This is a genomic window from Ruegeria sp. BF6 (assembly GCF_056538665.1).
Window position 1 is genome coordinate 1,545,258 of sequence record NZ_JBQFTN010000001.1, and the last position, 17,946, is coordinate 1,563,203.

The window sequence follows — 17,946 nt, forward strand, 5'->3', positions numbered from 1 at the left end:
GCATTTTTCACTCATTGTGCTGTTCATTTCCTGACACTGACTGATCCAGGAATATGGGAATCAAGTCGGCTTTAGCTGAATCATCCTATCTTCACGCTTTATGCTTCCAGTCATCCTCCTCTAATTCGGCGCCTGTGCCCGCGCCAAGGAAATTCGCCGGTTGCTTCCCATTCGTAGTCGTTCGGGCGCAAGCGCCGTTCCCGGTTTTCTTTTTCCAGATCGAATTCGGACGGATCCCATATCTCGGCGGCATCATCCCAATCCTGCCGGGTTTTCAGTTCCTGCGTTTTTGCTGCCGGGTCCTTCACAATTCCGAACCGGTCTGACGTTATGAACCGCCTTATGTGCTTAGTAACGTGATTGATCCAACGCTTTTCCATTGATACCTCCTTTCCCTCCAATTCACAGATTTGGCCGGTCTCTTTTTGATTTTAGGTGATCGGAACTCCTTTTCGGAGTGCAAAACCTTATGATTTTTTCTCAACCGTGCTATCGAAAATTGGAATAGGTACCTATTTTCAAAATGTTATATCTTCGAGGTTCAAGCGCCGAGAATTGGCAGATTATTTTCCCGTCTTATACTTTTCAGGTCCTGGTTGACGGTCGTGGAGAGAGAAATGCGCTTGAGAACGTCTTTTGGTTGGAGGTACTGGGCCATCTTGGGCGGTGTTTTGGTGGCTGGGATAACCGCAGTTCTAGTTTTCGAGTCAGTCCACAATCAGCCCGCAGCGACCGATATGTTAGAGGCCTCTGAAAACTAATATTTCGCCTTCTAAATGATCACCTGCGAAAGCGTCTCAAATCTCAGGCCGTGACGGGAAATTGTTTTTTTGCGAAGGCACCCAAAAGCTGTGCGGCTTTGTAGGGTAGGTTTTCGGGGTCATCATCTGCAATAACGGCATAGGCGGCATAAGCAAACCGCGGAGCATCCTCAATCACCCTCAACCAACCGGTTTCCACTTCCCGCGACACAATCCGCCAAGGGAAATACCCGGCGGCCGGTCGAGTTCTCAGGAAATTCAGGCCAAGCGTGCCGATTCCGAGCTGCAACATCGGCGTCGAAATGTCTGGAAAGTTCAACAGGTGATCTGCACGGAATTCTGGCCCCCAGTCGATCAGAACATAGTTGTCTTCAAATGGGTTTCGCGAGATATCCAGATCGCTGCTAACGAGTACAAAATCATCCTCAAACAGCTGAAGGGCCGTCAGCCCGACCGTATTCCGTGGATCATACATCACAGCTAAGTCCAGCGCGCCCGCAGTGGTTTGGCCTAACAGTGATTCAGTGGAAACTGTTGATCCGTGAATCGCCACATTAGGGAACGCCCGCATCATCTCCGGAATTAAGTCAATCAGGAACCCATCCCACAGACTGGGCACGGCACCTATTTCCAAAGCAGCTCCAACAGTATCCGGCAGGGCGGCGTCAATTCGAGCCTGTGTCCAACACCTGACAAGTGCTTGCGCATGTTTGTGAAAACGGTGCCCGGCCGGAGTAAGGGTGGCGCCAGATTTTCCACGTTCGAACACTGGCCTCCCAAGCTGTTGCTCCAGTGATCGAATTCGCATGCTTACTGTTGATTGTGTGACATAGACCTTGTTGGCAGCCTCCAAAAAACTGCCCGTTTCAACAATCGCCAGAAATGTTCGTGCGAGTTCAATGTCCATGGCTTATCTATTCATTTTTCCAATATTTTGCATGAAGTAAATTCGCTTTTCAACTAAAACAGCATGTGGCAAATTCGGCTGGTAGCATGAAACTGCTGATGCTGTCCCGATTGCGACCCCAGGGTATCAGAGTCCCCCAATCTCGAAGCGAGTGTCGAAGAAAGACTCCCGGTAGTGCAAAGCATCTTTCATGCTACACGAACTGCCTCACTTAGTCGGGAGCGCTTGGCCTGTGTTCCCGACCCATTCAAGGGAATACTATGTTCAAACTGGTGCTTGGCGCATTTCTGGGACAGTTCTGCGCTATCTCAGTCGTAGCAATGCCTGCTGCACTGGATGTGGACGGTGACGGATTGGCGTCACTAGATGAACTGGCGGCTTTCTATCCCGATTTCACGGAACAGTTGTTCGCCGAAATCGATACAAACGATGACGGTTTCGTGACGGATGAAGAACTGCTGACTGCCATTGGCGTCGGTCTCGTCTCGTTTCCTGAAAACAACTTTTGAGCACAGGCGCTCGCCCGCACCGCGTTAGTAGTCAATCTGACCGGAACTTTTTATGCGGGCAACTATCGCAGCTGGTTAGCAGACAAGCTGTGTAGATTGAGGCAATGTGCTTCCGGTCGTTTCAAGGCTTCCCCATTTTCGACACTCGTTTTTTGAGCATCACGATGCGGCTCTCTCTTTGGCTAACGTTCGAATTCTCGCAACTTAAGTCCCGAATACGGAACTACTAGTGCCAGGATGAGTCAACGATTTAATTATACTAGGCCGTTTCACCCTAGCGCTTCACGCTTCTGTAAGCGGGTCAGCGGGTAAGCGCGTTTAGAAACAAGTTGGAATTATACAGCTCAAAATAGAGCCAAGGTTCTTTGATCATCTTGCCCAAGCAACTAGTTTGAGAACATGGCCTCCGTAGCACAACTGACCGACTGGATGATTACCGAAGGACGCCGCTCAGGCGACCCCGTGAAAGTAGTTTCTCATTTCTGCTCGTCATTAATTGAGGAAGGTGTTCCGCTTTGGCGGGTCAATATCGGTCAGCGTTTCGCCAATCCTTTACTCATAGCATGGGGGGTCGTTTGGACCCCTGACGGAACCGACAGCTACGACGTAACTCATGAAACTATGTTGACGGAAGGGTATGTTGGCAGCTCATTTGAGTACATTTTGGAACACAGAAAACCTCTGCACAAAAGTCTGCGACAACTGGATCCAAAGACTGAGCATTCTTCGTATCTTGAATTCGCTGAGTTGGGTGGCACAGATTACTATGCGACTCTGATGTATTATGGTGATGGATCCTTGCACGGCTGCACGTTTGTCACGCTAGAACCAGAAGGCTTCTTACCACGGCATCTGGAGTTGATTGAAGCAGCACTGCCTGCTCTGTCTTCCGCTTTGGAACCTGTCACGATGCGCAAGTCAGCCAAAGGTCTACTACGAACATATCTTGGCGATGGACCCTCCGATGCCGTGTGGAACGGGCGGATCAAGCGAGGCGAAAGAACGACCCTTGAAGCAGTAGTCATGTTTTCTGATTTACGAGGTTTCACGGCACTTTCTGAAGTCGCACCCGAGGCAGATGTTTTTGACGCGTTGAGCGGATACTTTGATCTGGTTGTTCAGTCTGTGGAAGATAACGGTGGCGATGTTCTCAAGTTCATGGGTGACGGAATTCTGTCGATCTTCACCATCGCAACTCAGGCTGATCACGCCGACCGATGCCGAAAGGCTGCGCAAGCCGCACAAAGTGTATTGGCCGGTTTGACGACGCTCAACCGTCGCCGCGTTGAGGCCCATAAGCCGTCATTGGATGTTGGGATCGGGATCAATGTTGGGCAAGTCAGTTATGGCAACATCGGCAGTCCTGGAAGACTCGATTTCACGGTTCTCGGAGGCGCAGTGAACGTTGCCAGTCGAATTGAAGGTTTAACTAAATCTATTGGCCGAAGAGTGCTGGCAACATCTGCGATTGCTGGCGCCTCACCTAATCTGTTTTTGCCTTGTGGGTTTCACGAAGTTCGTGGCCTTGCTCGTCCAATCGAGTTGTTTTTTCTCGTCGAAGAAGAGCTTTGATTTCGTGCTGAATTAATTTTGGCTGCATCGCAAAAAATAGGAACCGAACATTGGGCGCCAAGTGTCAAATGGCAGGTTTGTCCGCTTGTCAGGATTTGCAAAGTTTAGTTGGGTATTTCCGCTTAGGGCTGCGACCTGCCAATCATGTTTGCTCCGAAGATCGGCAAGTCGAGAGCATTTGACTATGTAAAATTACACGATTGCCCCAATCTGGTATAATCGTGACGGTTACTCACGTCTCTTGTTGGTCATTTGACGTGCGTCAACCATTTGGCGGAACGTCATCAAACAGAGCTGAACGTACGCCTTCTTGCAATTCAGCTGTACAACTATCGGTAAAAACGTCCACCTGAGAGCGCAGCTTCCAGCACTCAGCGTGTACTAGAGATACCTTTGCAGGCAAACGTTCGCGAACGCATTGTGAAGAACACCCTATGAGCTTCCAAAAACTGTCTCCAAACCACATGTATCCTGCAGCAACTTCTACATAATTTTGGCAGAGCCGGTAGCGGCCAGGATTTTGGCTGGTATCGACTATCTGTTGCTCAAGTGGGAATGGCAAACCGTTGGATTTCATGGGCAAGCCCTCAATCGACTGACCGAGCGCCTTAAAGTCAAGCGGATCACAAATATTCTGATAGTACTGATAGTTTTCATCAACTAAATGCGCCTGCGTGAAATTTTGATCGTCCGCTAGTGTTGATGAGATTAATTCGTCGCAAAACTCAGGGGTTAAGACTGCCAAGCTAGACTTGATGAACACGTGATCGTAATTTTGACCAGCGTTTTGTCCATAACTGAAGCTGAACCCTTCTCCCAACACTTCAAATGATGGAACATGAGCACCGTCAAGAATCTCCTCAATTTTGGATGCTCTTATAGACGTCCGATTGATGTCAGCCGATCTAAATGAGACCGATGTTTCATCTGGGATACCTGTGTAGTGAAACTGAGACCATATTGCTGAAACATCCAACTGCTTCCAGCGTCCAATAATCCACAGCGCCAGATCAAATCGACTAGAGTTCACAGATATTCACCCAGAAACTACAAGTTTGATCGCTCGTACTTGAAGTAGATTGATCTCGCCGGAAACTGGAGACGTGATGATCTATTCATAGACTGACGCCGCCTGCAAAAGCTTATATAAATCCGACCAAGTGATGTAATCATCGCTGGGCTTATCAAACCAGTTATTGTTGCCCTCGACGTCCTTCAGCCAAGCCTGCATCGCTTCAACGAATCTACGTGTGTCGGTATTCTCAGCCGGAAAACTCTCGTCGTCCAACAAGAACGAAAGTGCATCAGCGAAGTCCGCGCTAGATTTGATTTCATTCATATTCTTAGTGTCCCCTGACCACGATGTCTTGCCGCCCGTTTGGTGTAGTGAACTTGAAGGTATCATGCTTAATTTCTGCCGTCGTCGCTGGCCTTGTCGGAACTTCAATTCCCGCTTGTCTATAAGCGTACAATCGACGGTTATCTAAAGAATAGAGCTGCCCGTTCACCTCGAAAGTTCGAATTGGCGGCAACGACAACGGATCAACTGTACCGTTTCTCAATCCCGCAACAAGATCATCAACAGAACGACCGTCACTAAAATTTCCTCTGATGCTGCTTTGTGTAAACCTAGGTTCTGGACCCATTAAATTGGTTGCCGTCAACTCGGCTGCCTGATTCAACCCCTTGAGTTTCAGGGGTGTATCATGAGCAATCTATTTTGGCTGACCGACGAGCAGATTTCGCGGCTTCGGCCTTACTTTCCAAAGAGCCATGGCAGGCCGAGGGTTGATGATCGTCGTGTACTGAGCGGGATTATTTTCATCAACCGCAATGGGTTACGTTGGTCCGATGCGCCACGTGAATATGGGCCGCCAAAGACGCTATACAATCGCTGGAAACGATGGAGCGATATGGGTGTATTCGCTCGGATCATGACCGGGCTGGCTGCTGAAGGCCCGGATCACAAGACCATCATGATTGACGCAACATACCTCAAAGCACACAGCACGGCTTCCAGCCTGCGGTTAAAAAAGGGGGGCGCGGCAGGCTGATCGGTAGAACCAAAGGCGGCATGAATACGAAACTGCACGCTGTTACTGACAGTGTCGGGCGCCCCATCCGCTTCTTCATATCCGCGGGCCAGATCAGCGATTACACGGGCGCCAAGGCTCTGGTGAACAGTCTGCCATCGGCTGACTGGCTGCTGGGAGATCGAGGTTATGACGCAGACTGGTTCCGCGAAGCCCTTAATGACAGGGGAATTAGGCCCTGCATCCCAGGTCGAAAGTCACGCGACAAGCCTGTCCGGTATGACAAGCGTCGCTACAAACGCCGCAACCGCATTGAGATCATGTTCGCTCGCCTGAAGGACTGCGGCGGATTGCCACCCGATATGACCGATGCCCAAAAGTATTCCTCTTAGCTATCGCTCTCGCTGCTACAGTCCTATTCTGGCTGTAAATCAATGAGTCTGGAGCCTAAGCTTGTTGCCATCAATTCTCGTAAGACTTCTGCGTACACTCCCAATCTCGCAAAAAACAAAGCGCCGTTGATCAACGATCCGGCGCCTTGTTTCCCAATAAATCGAGTTGTGGGCGCTAATGACCTTGTTTATGGGCGCCAAAACCGCCGAAATGGGTTCGTATTGCCTGGCGGTTCAAAAAACATTTACATAAAGCATTATCCATCACATTTGGAATGGCCGCAACTACGGCAGGTCATGCAGCCTTCGATCATCACCATGTCGAACTGGCCGCAAGATGGGCACGCCTTGCCACGGGGGGCATCCATGTTGACCACCTGCGCCTGAGGATCAGATTTCAGCCCCATCCCTTCGCCCTCGAGGAAATCGATGTTGATCAGGTGTTGTTCAATCACGCCGCCAATGGCCGCCAGGATCGAGGGGATGTACTTCCCCTTCACCCAGGCACCGCCGCGCGGATCAAAAACGGCCTTCAGTTCTTCGACCACAAAGGACACATCCCCACCCCGACGGAATACGGCCGAGATCATGCGGGTCAGCGCCAGCGTCCAGGCGTAATGCTCCATGTTCTTCGAGTTGATGAACACCTCGAACGGACGGCGACGACCGCCGATTACAATATCGTTGATGGTCAGGTAGATCGCGTGCTCGCTATCGGGCCATTTCAGCTTGTAAGTCGATCCTTCCAGCGACTGCGGGCGGTCCAGCGGCTCGGACATATAGACGACTTCGCCACCGTCAACTTCATGCGGCGCCGCCACGCTTTCACCCGGCGCGGTGTCAGCGCTTTCAGATACAGTCAGAACCGATCCCGTCACGTCATTGGGGCGATAAGTGGTGCAGCCTTTGCAGCCCTGATCCCAGGCCTGCATGTAGACATTCTTGAAGGCGTCAAAGCTGATATCCTCGGGACAGTTGATCGTCTTCGAGATAGAGCTGTCGATCCATTTCTGCGCCGCCGCCTGCATCTTCACGTGATCCGACGGAGACAGCGTCTGCGCGTTGACGAAATAGTCCGGCAGGTCCTTGTCGCCAAACTTGTCGCGCCACATTTGCACAGCGTAGTCCACGACTTCCTCTTCGGTACGAGAACCATCTTTCTGCAGTACCTTGCGGGTGTAGGCATAGGCAAAGACCGGCTCGATACCCGAGGACACGTTGCCGGCATACAGCGAAATTGTGCCAGTCGGCGCGATCGAAGTCAGCAGAGCGTTGCGGATACCATGCTCGCGGATTGCATCACGCACGTCCTCGTCCATCTGCTGCATGGTGCCACTGGCCAGATATTTCTCGGCATCAAACAGAGGGAATGCGCCTTTCTCCTTCGCCAAGTCCACCGACGCCAGATACGCGGCGCGGGCGATCGCTTTCAGCCAGCGCTCGGTCTGACGCGCCGCCTCGTCGGACCCATAGCGCAGGCCCAGCATCAGAAGTGCATCCGCCAGACCGGTCACACCCAACCCGATCCGGCGTTTGGCCTGCGCCTCGGCGGCCTGTTCCGGCAGCGGGAATTTCGACGCGTCCACAACGTTGTCCATCATACGAACTGCGGTGGCGACCAGTTCCTGCAGCGCCGCCTCGTCCAGATGAGCGGCGTCCCCAAACGGCTCGGTCACGAGGCGAGCCAAGTTGATCGAGCCCAGCAGGCACGCACCATAGGGCGGCAAGGGTTGCTCACCGCAGGGGTTTGTCGCTGCGATGGTCTCGACATAGCTCAGGTTATTGGCCTGATTGATGCGGTCGATGAAGATCACACCCGGCTCGGCAAAGTCGTAAGTGGCTTGCATGATCTTGTTCCACAGATCACGGGCCTGAACGGTGTGATAGACCTTGTCGCCGAACACCAACTCCCACGGGCCATCAGCCTTGACCGCCTCCATGAACGGATCGGTCACCAGTACCGACATATTGAACATGCGCAGGCGTGCCGGGTCAGACTTGGCGGTGATGAATTGTTCGATATCCGGGTGATCGCAACGCATGGTCGCCATCATCGCCCCGCGACGCGAGCCTGCGGACATGATCGTCCGACACATCGCGTCCCATACGTCCATAAAGCTCAGCGGCCCCGAAGCATCAGCCGCTACCCCGTGCACATCCGCCCCGCGCGGTCGGATGGTCGAGAAATCGTAACCGATCCCCCCACCCTGCTGCATCGTCAGCGCGGCCTCTTTCAGCATGTCGAAAATGCCACCCATGCTGTCCGGCACCGTGCCCATGACAAAGCAGTTGAAAAGCGTCACTTGCCGCGCGGTACCTGCGCCTGCGGTGATGCGACCAGCGGGCAGGTATTTAAAATCTTCCAGCGCCGCAAAGAACTTTTCTTCCCAATGAGCCGGGTCATTCTCGACCCGCGCCAGATCGCGGGCGATGCGCCGCCAGCTGTCCTCGACCGTCTGGTCGATGGGCGTGCCATCCGCCTTTTTGAAGCGGTATTTCATATCCCAGATCTGCTCGGCGATGGGGGCGGCAAAGCGGCTCATTGGCGATTCCCTGTGTTAGAAGAGGGATACAGACTACCCCAATTCACACCCCAACCACAACACCTTGATAGCAGCGAAGACCAAGCTACAATATAAAGATGAACCTTGGGGCGACTCTGTGGGAAAGCTGTGGATAAGTACGTAAACCTCATAAAACTTTCGGTCGGATCAGAGAGCGTCGACTCGCTGATCGCGTGGCAAGACAGCCGCAGGCCGCTTTTTGAGGACGGCTGCCCGCGCCACGTCACCCGCATGTGGCCCAAGCGCGAGGCCGAGATTCTGAACGGTGGATCAATCTATTGGGTCATCAAGGGCGTGATCCAGTGCCGCCAACGCATCCTGCGGTTGGATGAGGTGCGCGGCGAAGACGGCATTCGCCGCTGCGCCATCGTGCTGAGCCCCGAGGTCCACCGCACCCAGAACGCCCTGAAACGCCCTTTCCAGGGCTGGCGTTATCTGAAACCCGAGGACACTCCCGCCGATCTGCCCAAAGGACGCGAGCAGGACGACGCCCTGCCCGATGATCTCAACCGCGCGTTGGCGGAAATTGGCGTGCTTTAACCCAACCGATCCAGCAACTCGGTCAGTACCGCCTTCTCTTCTGCATCGCATTTCGCCACCCGGCTGCGCCACAGCGTCGCCTGTGATTGCAGGATCAGCCCGTCCGACAGGATTTTCAGGTGGTTAGCCCGCAGCGTTTCCCCCGTCGAAGTAATATCGGCAATCGCTTCGGCGGTTTCGTTCTTTACTGTGCCTTCGGTTGCACCCTGACTGTCAACCAAAGTGTAGTCGGCCACGCCTGCATCAGTCAGGAACTCGCGCACCAGCCGGTGGTACTTGGTGGCAATCCTTAGCCGGTGGCCGTGGGTCTTCCGAAACGCCGCCGCTGCCGCATCCAGATCGTCCAGCGTGTCCACATCCACCCAGCAGGCAGGCGTGGCGATGATCAGGTCAGCATTGCCAAACCCAAGCTGTGAGATCTCTTCGACCTGCTGTTCCCAACGCGGCAGTTTCTCATGCACCAGGTCAGTCCCGGTGACACCCAAGTGAATGCGCCCCGCGGCCAGTTCGCGCGGGATTTCCCCGGCGGACAACAGGACCAGCGAAACGCCACCGATCCCTTCGACCTTTCCCGCATATTCCCGGTCCGATCCGCTGCGCGACAGGGTGATGTCGCGCTTTTCGAACCAACCGAAGGTCTTCTCCATCAACCGGCCCTTGGAGGGTACACCAAGTTTCAGGCTCATTGCGCGCCCTCCTCAATCTCCAACATCAGGTCGGGGCGAATGACGCCGCCCACAGCGGGGATTTCGGTGCCGTTGCCCAGTTGCCGGGTCAGCGCGTCATAGCGCCCGCCGGTGGCAATCGGCGGTAGATCGGGGCGGCCCTCGGCGTAAAAACCAAAAACGAACCCGTCGTAATATTCCATCGAAGTCCGGCCATAGGCGGCCTCGAAATCCAGTCGATCCACATCGACACCGCGCGCTTGCAGAGACGCTATCCGAGCTTCGAGCCGGTCCAATGCAGGGGTAATCTGCGGTAGGTCCACCGCCACGTCGCGCAGTTGTTCCAACGCGAAGGGCATGGTCTCGCGCACGTTCAGCAGCGTTTCCAACCCGGCCAGTTCGCTATCGGAAATCGGCGGCGTATCACGATCCTCGCGCAGAGCTTCGATCCGCGCCTCAACCTCGGACGCGCGGCGCTTGCCGATCATGGGAATGTCGTTGTCCAACGGGTTTTCCGCGCTCAACAGAGCGTCACGCCCCTCCGGACCGGGTTTGCGTCCGGCGAAGCGATCCAGCAGAACCCGAAACCGGCGTGGACGCCACAGATGCCGCATCAGCGCCGCTTTGCGACGGTCGGTCGTGCGCAGGCCCTGAACAGCCGCGGTCAGGATACCGATATCCCCGGTCGCCGCGCGCAGGGGCAGGCCGCGCAGTTGCAGGGCGAACAGTGAAAACACCTCGGCATCGGCACCCGAGGGGTCATCGCGTTCGAACACCTCATAGCCGACCTGAATGTACTCGTTCGACCGGTCCGGATCGTGCTCCTGACGGCGGAACACCTCACCGGAATAGGTGTAGCGCGCGGGTTCTGCGCCCTCACTCATGTGCATCTGCACCACCGGCATGGTGAAGTCGGGGCGCAGCATCTGCTCGCCCCGAAGCGCGTCAGAGGTCACGTAGGCGCGCGCGCGAATATCTTCGCCGTAGAGGTCCAGCAATGTTTCGGCCGGTTGCAGCAGCGGTGGATCGACGACCTGCGCACCTGCAGCCTCGAACCGTACGCGCATCATCGCCGCGCGGGCTTGTATCTGGGAACGATTGGGCATGGGTCAGTCCTGACTGTCCAGAATTTCACGCACCTTGGCGACCAGATCGCCGCGTGGCACTTCGAACTGACTGGGGCGCTCTTTCCATTCTTCCAGCGTCGCGCTTTCGGCGATCTTGGCACCAAGGATCAGATCCTTGATCTGAACGATCCCGTTGGCCTTTTCGTCACCACCTTCGATCACCGCGATCGGAGAGTTGCGCTTATCCGCGTATTTCAGCTGGTTACCGAAGTTCTTGGGGTTGCCCAGGTAAACCTCGGCCCGGATGCCTGCATTGCGCAGCTCGGCGACCATAGCCTGATAGTCGGCCATGCGGTCCCGATCCATGACGGTGACAACCACGGGGCCGGTGGCCTCGGCAGCGATCCGGCCCTTTTCGCGCAGGGCTGCCAGCAGACGGTCCACCCCTATGGAGATGCCGGTCGCGGGTACTTCCTGCCCGGTGAAGCGTTTGACCAGATCGTCGTAACGACCGCCGCCCGAGACCGACCCGAATTGCCGCTTACGGCCTTTCTCGTCGAAAATCTCAAAGGTCAGCTCGGCCTCGTAAACCGGTCCTGTATAGTAGCCGAGACCACGCACGACCGAGGGATCGATCTCAATCCTGCCCGCACCGTAACCGCCGGCATCCAGCAATGCGCCGATCTGTTCCAGTTCAGCAATCCCGTCCACGCCGGTCTTGCTATCGCCAACGGCGGCACGCAAATTGGTCAGCGTTCCGGCAGTATCCGAAGCTTTCGATGTAAGGAATGCAATTACCGGCTCGGCCTGATCGTCGCTGAGACCGACACCATCAATAAACGCCCCCGAGGCATCCAGACGGCCTTTAGTCAGCAACTCTCGCACGCCCTGCTCACCCACTTTGTCGAACTTGTCGATAGTACGCAGAACATTGTCGCGGGCCGCGACGTCTTCACCCAGCCCCATCGCCTCAAGCACGCCGTTCAGCACCTTGCGGTTATTGACCCGCACCAAATAGTCGCCGCGTGGAATGCCAACGGTTTCCAGCGTATCCGACAGCATCGCGCAGATCTCGGCATCCGCGGCCATCGACGCCGTACCCACAGTATCGGCATCGCACTGATAGAACTGGCGATAGCGCCCCGGACCCGGCTTTTCATTCCGCCAGACCGGCCCCATCGCATAGCGGCGATAGGGCGTGGGCAGATCGTTGCGATGTTGCGCATAAACACGAGCCAAAGGCGCGGTCAGATCGTAACGCAGGGCCATCCAGTCGCCCTTGTCGTTTTCGTCAACCTCCTGCCATGCGAACACACCCTCGTTCGGGCGATCCACGTCGGGCAGGAATTTGCCCAGCGCTTCGACGGTTTCAACCGCGCTGCTTTCCAGGGCGTCGAAGCCGTAGCGATGATAGACGTCCGCAATAGCCCGCAGCATCTCGGTGCGCTGCGAGACTTCCTGGCCGAAATAGTCGCGGAACCCTTTGGGCGTAATTGCCTTGGGGCGGGGCTGTTTCTTGGGCTTGGCCATGTGGGGCGTCCTTGGGAGTATCCTTGTTCCGCGCGCGGTCTATCCCATGGCCCGCATCGGGGCAAGGCGCGCTTTCGCTGGCCTTGGCGTCACAGGGTCGCTATGACCGGCGCAAGACACAGGAGTCTCCCATGCAGCATCTGGAAGAACAGATCGCCCACCTGACCCGCACGGTCGAAGAGCTGAACACGGTCGTCACCCGCCAGCAGTCCGAGATCGACCGCCTGACCCGCCGTGTCGAGATGTTGTTTCAGCGCGAGGCCGAACGGGCGCAGGAAGGATCTGGCGGCGTCGTGTTCGGAGACGAACGCCCGCCACATTATTGAGGTATGACGGATGGTGAGCGACGCGAGCGTTGAACCCTGTGCGTGGGTTTCTACGACGGTCAACAATATCAACGATGTGCAAGCTGCAAGTCGCAGAGAGCTTGGTGACGCGTGGCGGGCGCTGAACTCACCAGAGGAAGTTGAGTGGTCGAAGAGAATGGTTGATGAATCTTCTCTTGGCTGGAAACGCGGCGAAATCCTGACCGAAGAGCAGGTCGGCGACCTTTGGTATTTCAACGCACATCCCGAATTTATTCCCCCTCCGTTCATCTCAGGAGGTGGCTACCCCTTGGTTTCGACAACTGCGAAAGCTGTTCTTGAACGGTTCGAACTGGGAGAAACAGTGTTTCACCCGCTCACACTCATGGACTCAGAAGAAACGCGGTTAACGACACCCGAGCCCTACTACCTTCTGAATGTCGGCAACAAACGGTCGATAGGTAACTATGAGGCGCTTGGGCCGGAAGGTGGGCCCGCCAGCGCGCCGCTGAACTGCCGAGGCGGCGGCATTCGATACCTTCCGAGAAGTGGCAAGGAAGACCGCCTCATAATAATCCCCGAAGCCCTCAACGGCCCGGATATCTGGCTGGACCCGAAAGTCCCCTCTCTGCTGTTCCTGTCGGACCGCCTCGTCACCGGCTTCAAATCCGCCGGGATGGACAAAGGCTGGGGGCTGGTCCGGTGCGCGGTGGGCACGCTGTAGCACGCCCAATCCGAAAGCCAATTACAATCCCAGCGTCGTTTTCACAGCGTTATCCACCACGCCGCCCAAAAGGGCATCCTTATCCGCGGCGCAGCCTTCCGACAGCGCGGCTATGAATGTTTCACGCAGTTGGGCCTTTTCCTCGTCAGTCGCCGCATGATCTTCGATATTGATCTGGCGATTGTGGAGAGATAGGGCCGTCATCTTTTCAACGACGGCGACAACAAAAGCTTCATCACCATTTGCCTCCTCAGCAATCGAGGCACAGGTATAGTGCATCACAGGCAAGGCGTCCTGAACCATCTGATCAGCCGCATCATCGGCCGACGTCACACACGGAATCACCAGGATTGCGGCGCAAGCGAATACTCTGTGTCTAAAAAATCGCATCAACATCACTTCCAGTTGTGTCCAATAATTGCCCCTGCCACGCCACCAATCGCAGCGCCCTTGCCGTCGCCGACCAACGCTCCGACGCCCGCTCCGATCAGCGCGCCTTCGATCGTCTTTTTCTTTTTGTCATCCTTGTCATCTGCCAATCCCGCAGACGCCGAGACCAATGCCAGCGACGCTGCCGCCGCAAAGGTCAGAGTTCTTACTCCAAAAGTAGAAATTGCCATACCGGTGCCCTCCTGTGACACGCCCCAAATGAGGCAATGATCACAGCCTAGCCGCGCAAAAACGCTGTGGCAACAAAAGGCTGGCTCAGATTTCCTCGACCTCGGTGACGCCGTCCAGCGATTTGATTGCGCCCTTGATCTGCGGGTTGATCGGGAAATCCTGACCCAGATCCATCTCGACATCGCCCGGCAGGCCCGGATCAAGCAGGCACAGATGGATCGGGCCTTTCGATGCGCTTTTGGCGACACTGGCTGCGTCTTCCAGCACTTTGGCGACGGTTGTAACCGCCGGCGCTGCGTCAACAAAGATGCGAAGCCCCGTCGCACCGGCCTCTGCGACAACCGAGTCTACCGGCCCGACAGAGTTCCCTAGCAGTTTGAGTTGATCTGCTTCCATTTCCGCTTTGGCTGTAACAACCACATGCGACCCGGTTTCCAGAAACTCCCGTGATTTCTCCAGCGTCTCCGAAAATAGCGTGATCTCATACGCACCGGTTGGATCTGAAAGCTGACAAAACGCGAAACGATTGCCTTTCGCCGACTTGCGCTCCTGCCGGCCAGCTACGACCCCTGCCAACTTCACCATACCGATGCGCTCTTTTTCCATGCGTTGCTTAACCTGCTCCAAAGTCAAAACATCTTTGCGCTTCAACGCGGGCATGTAATCGTCCAGTGGGTGGCCGGACAGGTAAAAACCAATGGCCTTGAACTCTTCGCTGAGCCTTTCTGCTGGTAACCAATCCGGCGTGGGCGACAAACGGGGTTCGGGTAGGTCATCTCCGGCTTCACCAAACAGCGACACCTGGTTCGAGTTCTTCTGATCGTGGATCGCTGCAGAATACTGCACCAGCGGGTCAAGGCTTTCGAAGACGCGGCGGCGGTTTTTGTCGAGCTGGTCGAACGCCCCGGCACGCGCCAGCATCTCAAGCGGGCGTTTGCCCACTTTCTTCAGGTCTACCCGGCGGGCGAAGTCGAACAGGTTCACAAACGGCTTATCAGCGCGCCCATCGACGACCAGCTTCATTGCCTCGACGCCCACGTTTTTCAGCGCGCCCAGCGCATAGACCAGTTGTCCTTCGATCACATCGAACGTCGCTAGAGAGCGGTTCACACAGGGCGGCACATAGGGCAGTTCCAACCCTTTGCGAATTTCTTCGAAATAGATCGCCAGCTTGTCGGTCAGATGGATATCGCAGTTCATGACACCCGCCATAAACTCGACCGGGTGGTTCGCCTTCAACCACCCTGTCTGATAGCTGACCACCGCATAGGCTGCAGCGTGGGATTTGTTGAAACCGTAGTTGGCGAATTTTTCCAACAGGTCGAAGACTTCGCTGGCCTTCTTGGCATCGACGCCATTCTCGCCCGCGCCCTTTTCGAATTTCGGGCGCTCGGCGTCCATCGCCTCTTTGATCTTCTTACCCATCGCCCGGCGCAGCAGGTCGGCCCCGCCTAACGAGTACCCGGCCATCACCTGCGCGATCTGCATCACCTGTTCCTGATAAACGATGATCCCTTGCGTTTCTTCAAGGATATGGTCGATCAGCGGATGTACGGACGTGATCTTGCGCAGCCCATTCTTGACCTCGCAATAGGTCGGGATGTTCTCCATCGGGCCGGGGCGGTACAACGCCACGAGGGCGACAATATCCTCGATACAGGTGGGCTTCATGCGCTTGAGCGCATCCATCATACCCGAGGATTCAACCTGGAACACCGCTACGGTTTTAGCCGCCGAATAGAGTTTATACGTCGCCTCATCATCTAGCGGGATTGCGTTGATCTGATTCTCGGCCCCCTCAGCCGGTTCATAGAGTTCCGTACCATCCGCCGCCACATGCAGGGGACGCCCGGATTTGAAGATCAGATCCATCGCGTTCTGGATGACGGTCAGCGTTTTCAGGCCCAGAAAGTCAAACTTCACCAGGCCGGCCTGTTCGACCCATTTCATGTTGAACTGCGTCGCAGGCATGTCCGAACGCGGATCCTGATAGAGCGGAACAAGTGCGTCCAGCGGACGATCTCCTATCACAACCCCAGCCGCGTGGGTCGAGGCGTTTCGCAGCAGACCCTCGACCTGTTGGCCGTAAGTCAGCAGACGATCCACAACCTCTTCGTTGCGCGCCTCTTCACGCAAGCGTGGCTCGTCTTTCAGTGCCTTTTCGATGGAGACCGGTTTGACCCCTTCAACCGGGATCATCTTGGACAAGCGATCAACCTGCCCATAAGGCATTTGCAGGACACGCCCGATGTCGCGCACGGCCGCCTTTGACAACAAGGCACCGAAGGTGATGATCTGCCCCACTTTATCGCGCCCGTATTTCTGCTGTACGTAACGGATCACCTCTTCGCGACGATCCATGCAGAAGTCGATATCGAAGTCGGGCATCGAGACCCGTTCCGGGTTCAGGAACCGTTCGAACAGCAGCGAATAGCGCAGCGGATCAAGATCGGTAATCGTCAGCGCGTAAGCCACCAGTGAACCCGCACCGGACCCCCGCCCCGGCCCCACCGGAATGTCGTGATCCTTGGCCCATTGGATAAAGTCGGCAACGATCAGGAAGTATCCGGGAAATCCCATGCCTTCGATAATGCCCAGTTCGAAATCCAGACGCTTCTGGTATTCCTCGGGCGTCACCGCATGCGGGATTACAGCCAGACGTTTCTGCAGGCCTTCATTGGCAATTCGGCGCAGTTCAGCGACCTCATCATCGGCGAATTTCGGCAGGATCGGGTCGCGGCGATAGGCCATGAAGGCGCAACGTTTTGCGATCTCGACTGTGTTCTCGATAGCCTCTGGCAGATCGGCAAACAGAGTGACCATTTCCTGCTGTGACTTGAAATAATGCTGCGCAGTCAGGCGGCGGCGGCCCTGTTGTTGATCGACATAAGCACCCTCTGCGATACAGATCAGCGCGTCATGGGCCTCATACATGTCCGTCGTCGGGAAATAGACGTCGTTCGTAGCAACCAGCGGCAAGTTCTTGGCATAAGCCATCTCGACATGACCACGCTCGGTCAGACGTTCGGCCTCGGGCTGACCGTCTTCACCCGGATGGCGCTGAAGCTCGATGTAAAGGCGATCCGGGAACATCCCCGCCAGCCGATCCACCAGTGCCTCAGCCGCCGGGCGCTGTCCCTGTTGTAGCAGCATTCCAACCGGCCCATCCGGCCCGCCCGTCAAACAGATCAAACCGTCCGAACGATCCGCAAGTTCCTCCACCCTGACCTGCGGCAGTTGCCCGCCCTTGTCCACATAGAGGCACGAACTCAGCTTCATCAGGTTCTCGTACCCGACCTCGGATTGCGCCAGCAGCACCAGCGGCGCAGGGGCTTTGGGCTTTTCACCCGGCTGTGCCTTCAGATAGGTCAAATCCACCTGACACCCCATGATCGGCTGTACTCCGGCTCCGCTGGCAGTCACGGAAAACTCCAGCGCCGAGAACATCGAATTGGTGTCCGTCACTGCGACGGCAGGCATCTCCATCTTCTCGCACAGGGCGGGCAGCTTTTTCAGCCGCACAGCGCCTTCTAGCAGGGAATATTCGGTGTGAACGCGGAGGTGAATGAATCGAGGAGTACTGCTCATGCCCCGTACGCTATCCCAGCCAGCAGCGCGGCAAAAGCGGGAACTGACACCTCGGAATGCCAAAAAAATCAAAGTGGATTATTCGGCTTTTCCAGAAGGAGCTTCGGGCACGATCCGGCGCCCTTTCTAAAAAAGCTTTATTTTCAAGCGACTGCCTTCTACACAAAC

At 55.7% G+C, this 17,946-nt stretch carries 16 protein-coding genes and 1 pseudogene; 6 read left to right on the top strand and 11 right to left on the bottom strand.

What is annotated here, in order from left to right:
• Positions 1-110 precede the first annotated feature (110 nt).
• Positions 111-380: a hypothetical protein gene (locus ACR0IM_RS07860; RefSeq protein ID WP_480641094.1), complete on the bottom strand. Its 270-nt coding sequence runs from the start codon at positions 378-380 to the stop codon at positions 111-113.
• A 424-nt stretch (positions 381-804) separates the two neighbouring features.
• Positions 805-1,668: a LysR family transcriptional regulator gene (locus tag ACR0IM_RS07865; RefSeq protein WP_480641095.1), complete on the bottom strand. Its 864-nt coding sequence runs from the start codon at positions 1,666-1,668 to the stop codon at positions 805-807.
• Between the two features lie 260 nt (positions 1,669-1,928).
• On the opposite strand from ACR0IM_RS07865, the gene ACR0IM_RS07870 reads away from it, so the two are divergent.
• Both ACR0IM_RS07870 and ACR0IM_RS07875 read left to right on the top strand, forming a co-directional pair.
• On the top strand, positions 1,929-2,177 hold the full coding sequence (locus tag ACR0IM_RS07870; protein WP_480590438.1) for an EF-hand domain-containing protein: 249 nt from the start codon (positions 1,929-1,931) through the stop codon (positions 2,175-2,177).
• Between the two features lie 399 nt (positions 2,178-2,576).
• Positions 2,577-3,749: an adenylate/guanylate cyclase domain-containing protein gene (locus ACR0IM_RS07875; protein ID WP_480681385.1), complete on the top strand. Its 1,173-nt coding sequence runs from the start codon at positions 2,577-2,579 to the stop codon at positions 3,747-3,749.
• A gap of 262 nt (positions 3,750-4,011) precedes the next feature.
• Here the strand turns inward: ACR0IM_RS07875 and ACR0IM_RS07880 are convergent, their stop codons facing one another.
• A complete protein-coding gene (locus ACR0IM_RS07880) occupies positions 4,012-4,779 on the bottom strand; it encodes a hypothetical protein (RefSeq protein WP_480681386.1) in 768 nt (255 codons plus the stop codon).
• Between the two features lie 81 nt (positions 4,780-4,860).
• Positions 4,861-5,088, bottom strand: coding sequence for a DUF7660 family protein (locus ACR0IM_RS07885; protein ID WP_480681387.1), 228 nt, complete (start codon positions 5,086-5,088; stop codon positions 4,861-4,863).
• A gap of 367 nt (positions 5,089-5,455) precedes the next feature.
• Between ACR0IM_RS07885 and ACR0IM_RS07890 the strand changes: the two are divergent.
• Positions 5,456-6,212, top strand: a pseudogene (locus ACR0IM_RS07890) (IS5 family transposase).
• Between the two features lie 219 nt (positions 6,213-6,431).
• On the opposite strand, the gene ACR0IM_RS07895 reads toward ACR0IM_RS07890, so the two are convergent.
• On the bottom strand, positions 6,432-8,717 hold the full coding sequence (locus tag ACR0IM_RS07895) for an adenosylcobalamin-dependent ribonucleoside-diphosphate reductase (protein ID WP_480681388.1): 2,286 nt from the start codon (positions 8,715-8,717) through the stop codon (positions 6,432-6,434).
• 129 nt (positions 8,718-8,846) lie between these two features.
• Here ACR0IM_RS07895 and ACR0IM_RS07900 point away from each other — a divergent pair, with 129 nt between their 5' ends.
• Positions 8,847-9,278 carry a DUF1489 family protein gene (locus ACR0IM_RS07900; protein WP_480590452.1) on the top strand — a complete coding sequence of 144 codons (432 nt, stop codon included), beginning with the start codon at positions 8,847-8,849 and terminating at the stop codon, positions 9,276-9,278.
• Here ACR0IM_RS07900 and hisG read toward each other — a convergent pair.
• The 3 genes from hisG to hisS are packed head-to-tail and all read right to left on the bottom strand — an operon-like array spanning position 9,275 to position 12,540.
• Positions 9,275-9,964: an ATP phosphoribosyltransferase gene (gene hisG, locus ACR0IM_RS07905; RefSeq protein WP_480681389.1), complete on the bottom strand. Its 690-nt coding sequence runs from the start codon at positions 9,962-9,964 to the stop codon at positions 9,275-9,277. The genes ACR0IM_RS07900 and hisG overlap by 4 nt on opposite strands.
• Positions 9,961-11,049 (bottom strand): ATP phosphoribosyltransferase regulatory subunit, encoded by a 1,089-nt coding sequence (locus ACR0IM_RS07910; protein ID WP_480681390.1) that lies wholly within the window; start codon positions 11,047-11,049, stop codon positions 9,961-9,963. The genes hisG and ACR0IM_RS07910 overlap by 4 nt, the downstream gene beginning before the upstream one ends.
• Positions 11,050-11,052: 3 nt before the next feature.
• Positions 11,053-12,540, bottom strand: coding sequence for a histidine--tRNA ligase (gene hisS, locus ACR0IM_RS07915; protein WP_480641105.1), 1,488 nt, complete (start codon positions 12,538-12,540; stop codon positions 11,053-11,055).
• 131 nt (positions 12,541-12,671) lie between these two features.
• Between hisS and ACR0IM_RS07920 the strand changes: the two genes are divergently transcribed.
• Positions 12,672-12,866, top strand: a complete 195-nt coding sequence (locus tag ACR0IM_RS07920) for a SlyX family protein (RefSeq protein WP_480681391.1) — start codon at positions 12,672-12,674, stop codon at positions 12,864-12,866.
• Between the two features lie 157 nt (positions 12,867-13,023).
• Positions 13,024-13,569, top strand: a complete 546-nt coding sequence (locus ACR0IM_RS07925) for a hypothetical protein (protein ID WP_480681393.1) — start codon at positions 13,024-13,026, stop codon at positions 13,567-13,569.
• A 21-nt stretch (positions 13,570-13,590) separates the two neighbouring features.
• Here ACR0IM_RS07925 and ACR0IM_RS07930 read toward each other — a convergent pair whose 3' ends face one another.
• From ACR0IM_RS07930 to dnaE, 3 genes are all read right to left on the bottom strand, one after another.
• Complete coding sequence (locus tag ACR0IM_RS07930; protein WP_480641108.1) at positions 13,591-13,902, bottom strand: hypothetical protein; 312 nt, start codon at positions 13,900-13,902, stop codon at positions 13,591-13,593.
• 62 nt (positions 13,903-13,964) lie between these two features.
• Positions 13,965-14,189: a YMGG-like glycine zipper-containing protein gene (locus ACR0IM_RS07935; protein ID WP_480590471.1), complete on the bottom strand. Its 225-nt coding sequence runs from the start codon at positions 14,187-14,189 to the stop codon at positions 13,965-13,967.
• A gap of 85 nt (positions 14,190-14,274) precedes the next feature.
• The gene (gene dnaE, locus ACR0IM_RS07940) at positions 14,275-17,778 is read right to left on the bottom strand and encodes a DNA polymerase III subunit alpha (RefSeq protein WP_480681394.1); all 3,504 of its coding nucleotides are present in this window, start codon (positions 17,776-17,778) and stop codon (positions 14,275-14,277) included.
• Between the last annotated feature and the right edge of the window lie 168 nt (positions 17,779-17,946).

Bases quoted from the DNA above. Each gene is read 5' to 3' on its own strand.
- ACR0IM_RS07860 (WP_480641094.1), bottom strand. From the start codon at position 380: ATGGAAAAGCGTTGGATCAATCACGTTACTAAGCACATAAGGCGGTTC.
- ACR0IM_RS07865 (WP_480641095.1), bottom strand. From the start codon at position 1,668: ATGGACATTGAACTCGCACGAACATTTCTGGCGATTGTTGAAACGGGC.
- ACR0IM_RS07870 (WP_480590438.1), top strand. From the start codon at position 1,929: ATGTTCAAACTGGTGCTTGGCGCATTTCTGGGACAGTTCTGCGCTATC.
- ACR0IM_RS07875 (WP_480681385.1), top strand. From the start codon at position 2,577: ATGGCCTCCGTAGCACAACTGACCGACTGGATGATTACCGAAGGACGC.
- ACR0IM_RS07885 (WP_480681387.1), bottom strand. From the start codon at position 5,088: ATGAATGAAATCAAATCTAGCGCGGACTTCGCTGATGCACTTTCGTTC.
- ACR0IM_RS07895 (WP_480681388.1), bottom strand. From the start codon at position 8,717: ATGAGCCGCTTTGCCGCCCCCATCGCCGAGCAGATCTGGGATATGAAA.
- hisG (WP_480681389.1), bottom strand. From the start codon at position 9,964: ATGAGCCTGAAACTTGGTGTACCCTCCAAGGGCCGGTTGATGGAGAAG.
- ACR0IM_RS07910 (WP_480681390.1), bottom strand. From the start codon at position 11,049: ATGCCCAATCGTTCCCAGATACAAGCCCGCGCGGCGATGATGCGCGTA.
- hisS (WP_480641105.1), bottom strand. From the start codon at position 12,540: ATGGCCAAGCCCAAGAAACAGCCCCGCCCCAAGGCAATTACGCCCAAA.
- ACR0IM_RS07920 (WP_480681391.1), top strand. From the start codon at position 12,672: ATGCAGCATCTGGAAGAACAGATCGCCCACCTGACCCGCACGGTCGAA.
- ACR0IM_RS07925 (WP_480681393.1), top strand. From the start codon at position 13,024: ATGGTTGATGAATCTTCTCTTGGCTGGAAACGCGGCGAAATCCTGACC.
- ACR0IM_RS07935 (WP_480590471.1), bottom strand. From the start codon at position 14,189: ATGGCAATTTCTACTTTTGGAGTAAGAACTCTGACCTTTGCGGCGGCA.
- dnaE (WP_480681394.1), bottom strand. From the start codon at position 17,778: ATGAGCAGTACTCCTCGATTCATTCACCTCCGCGTTCACACCGAATAT.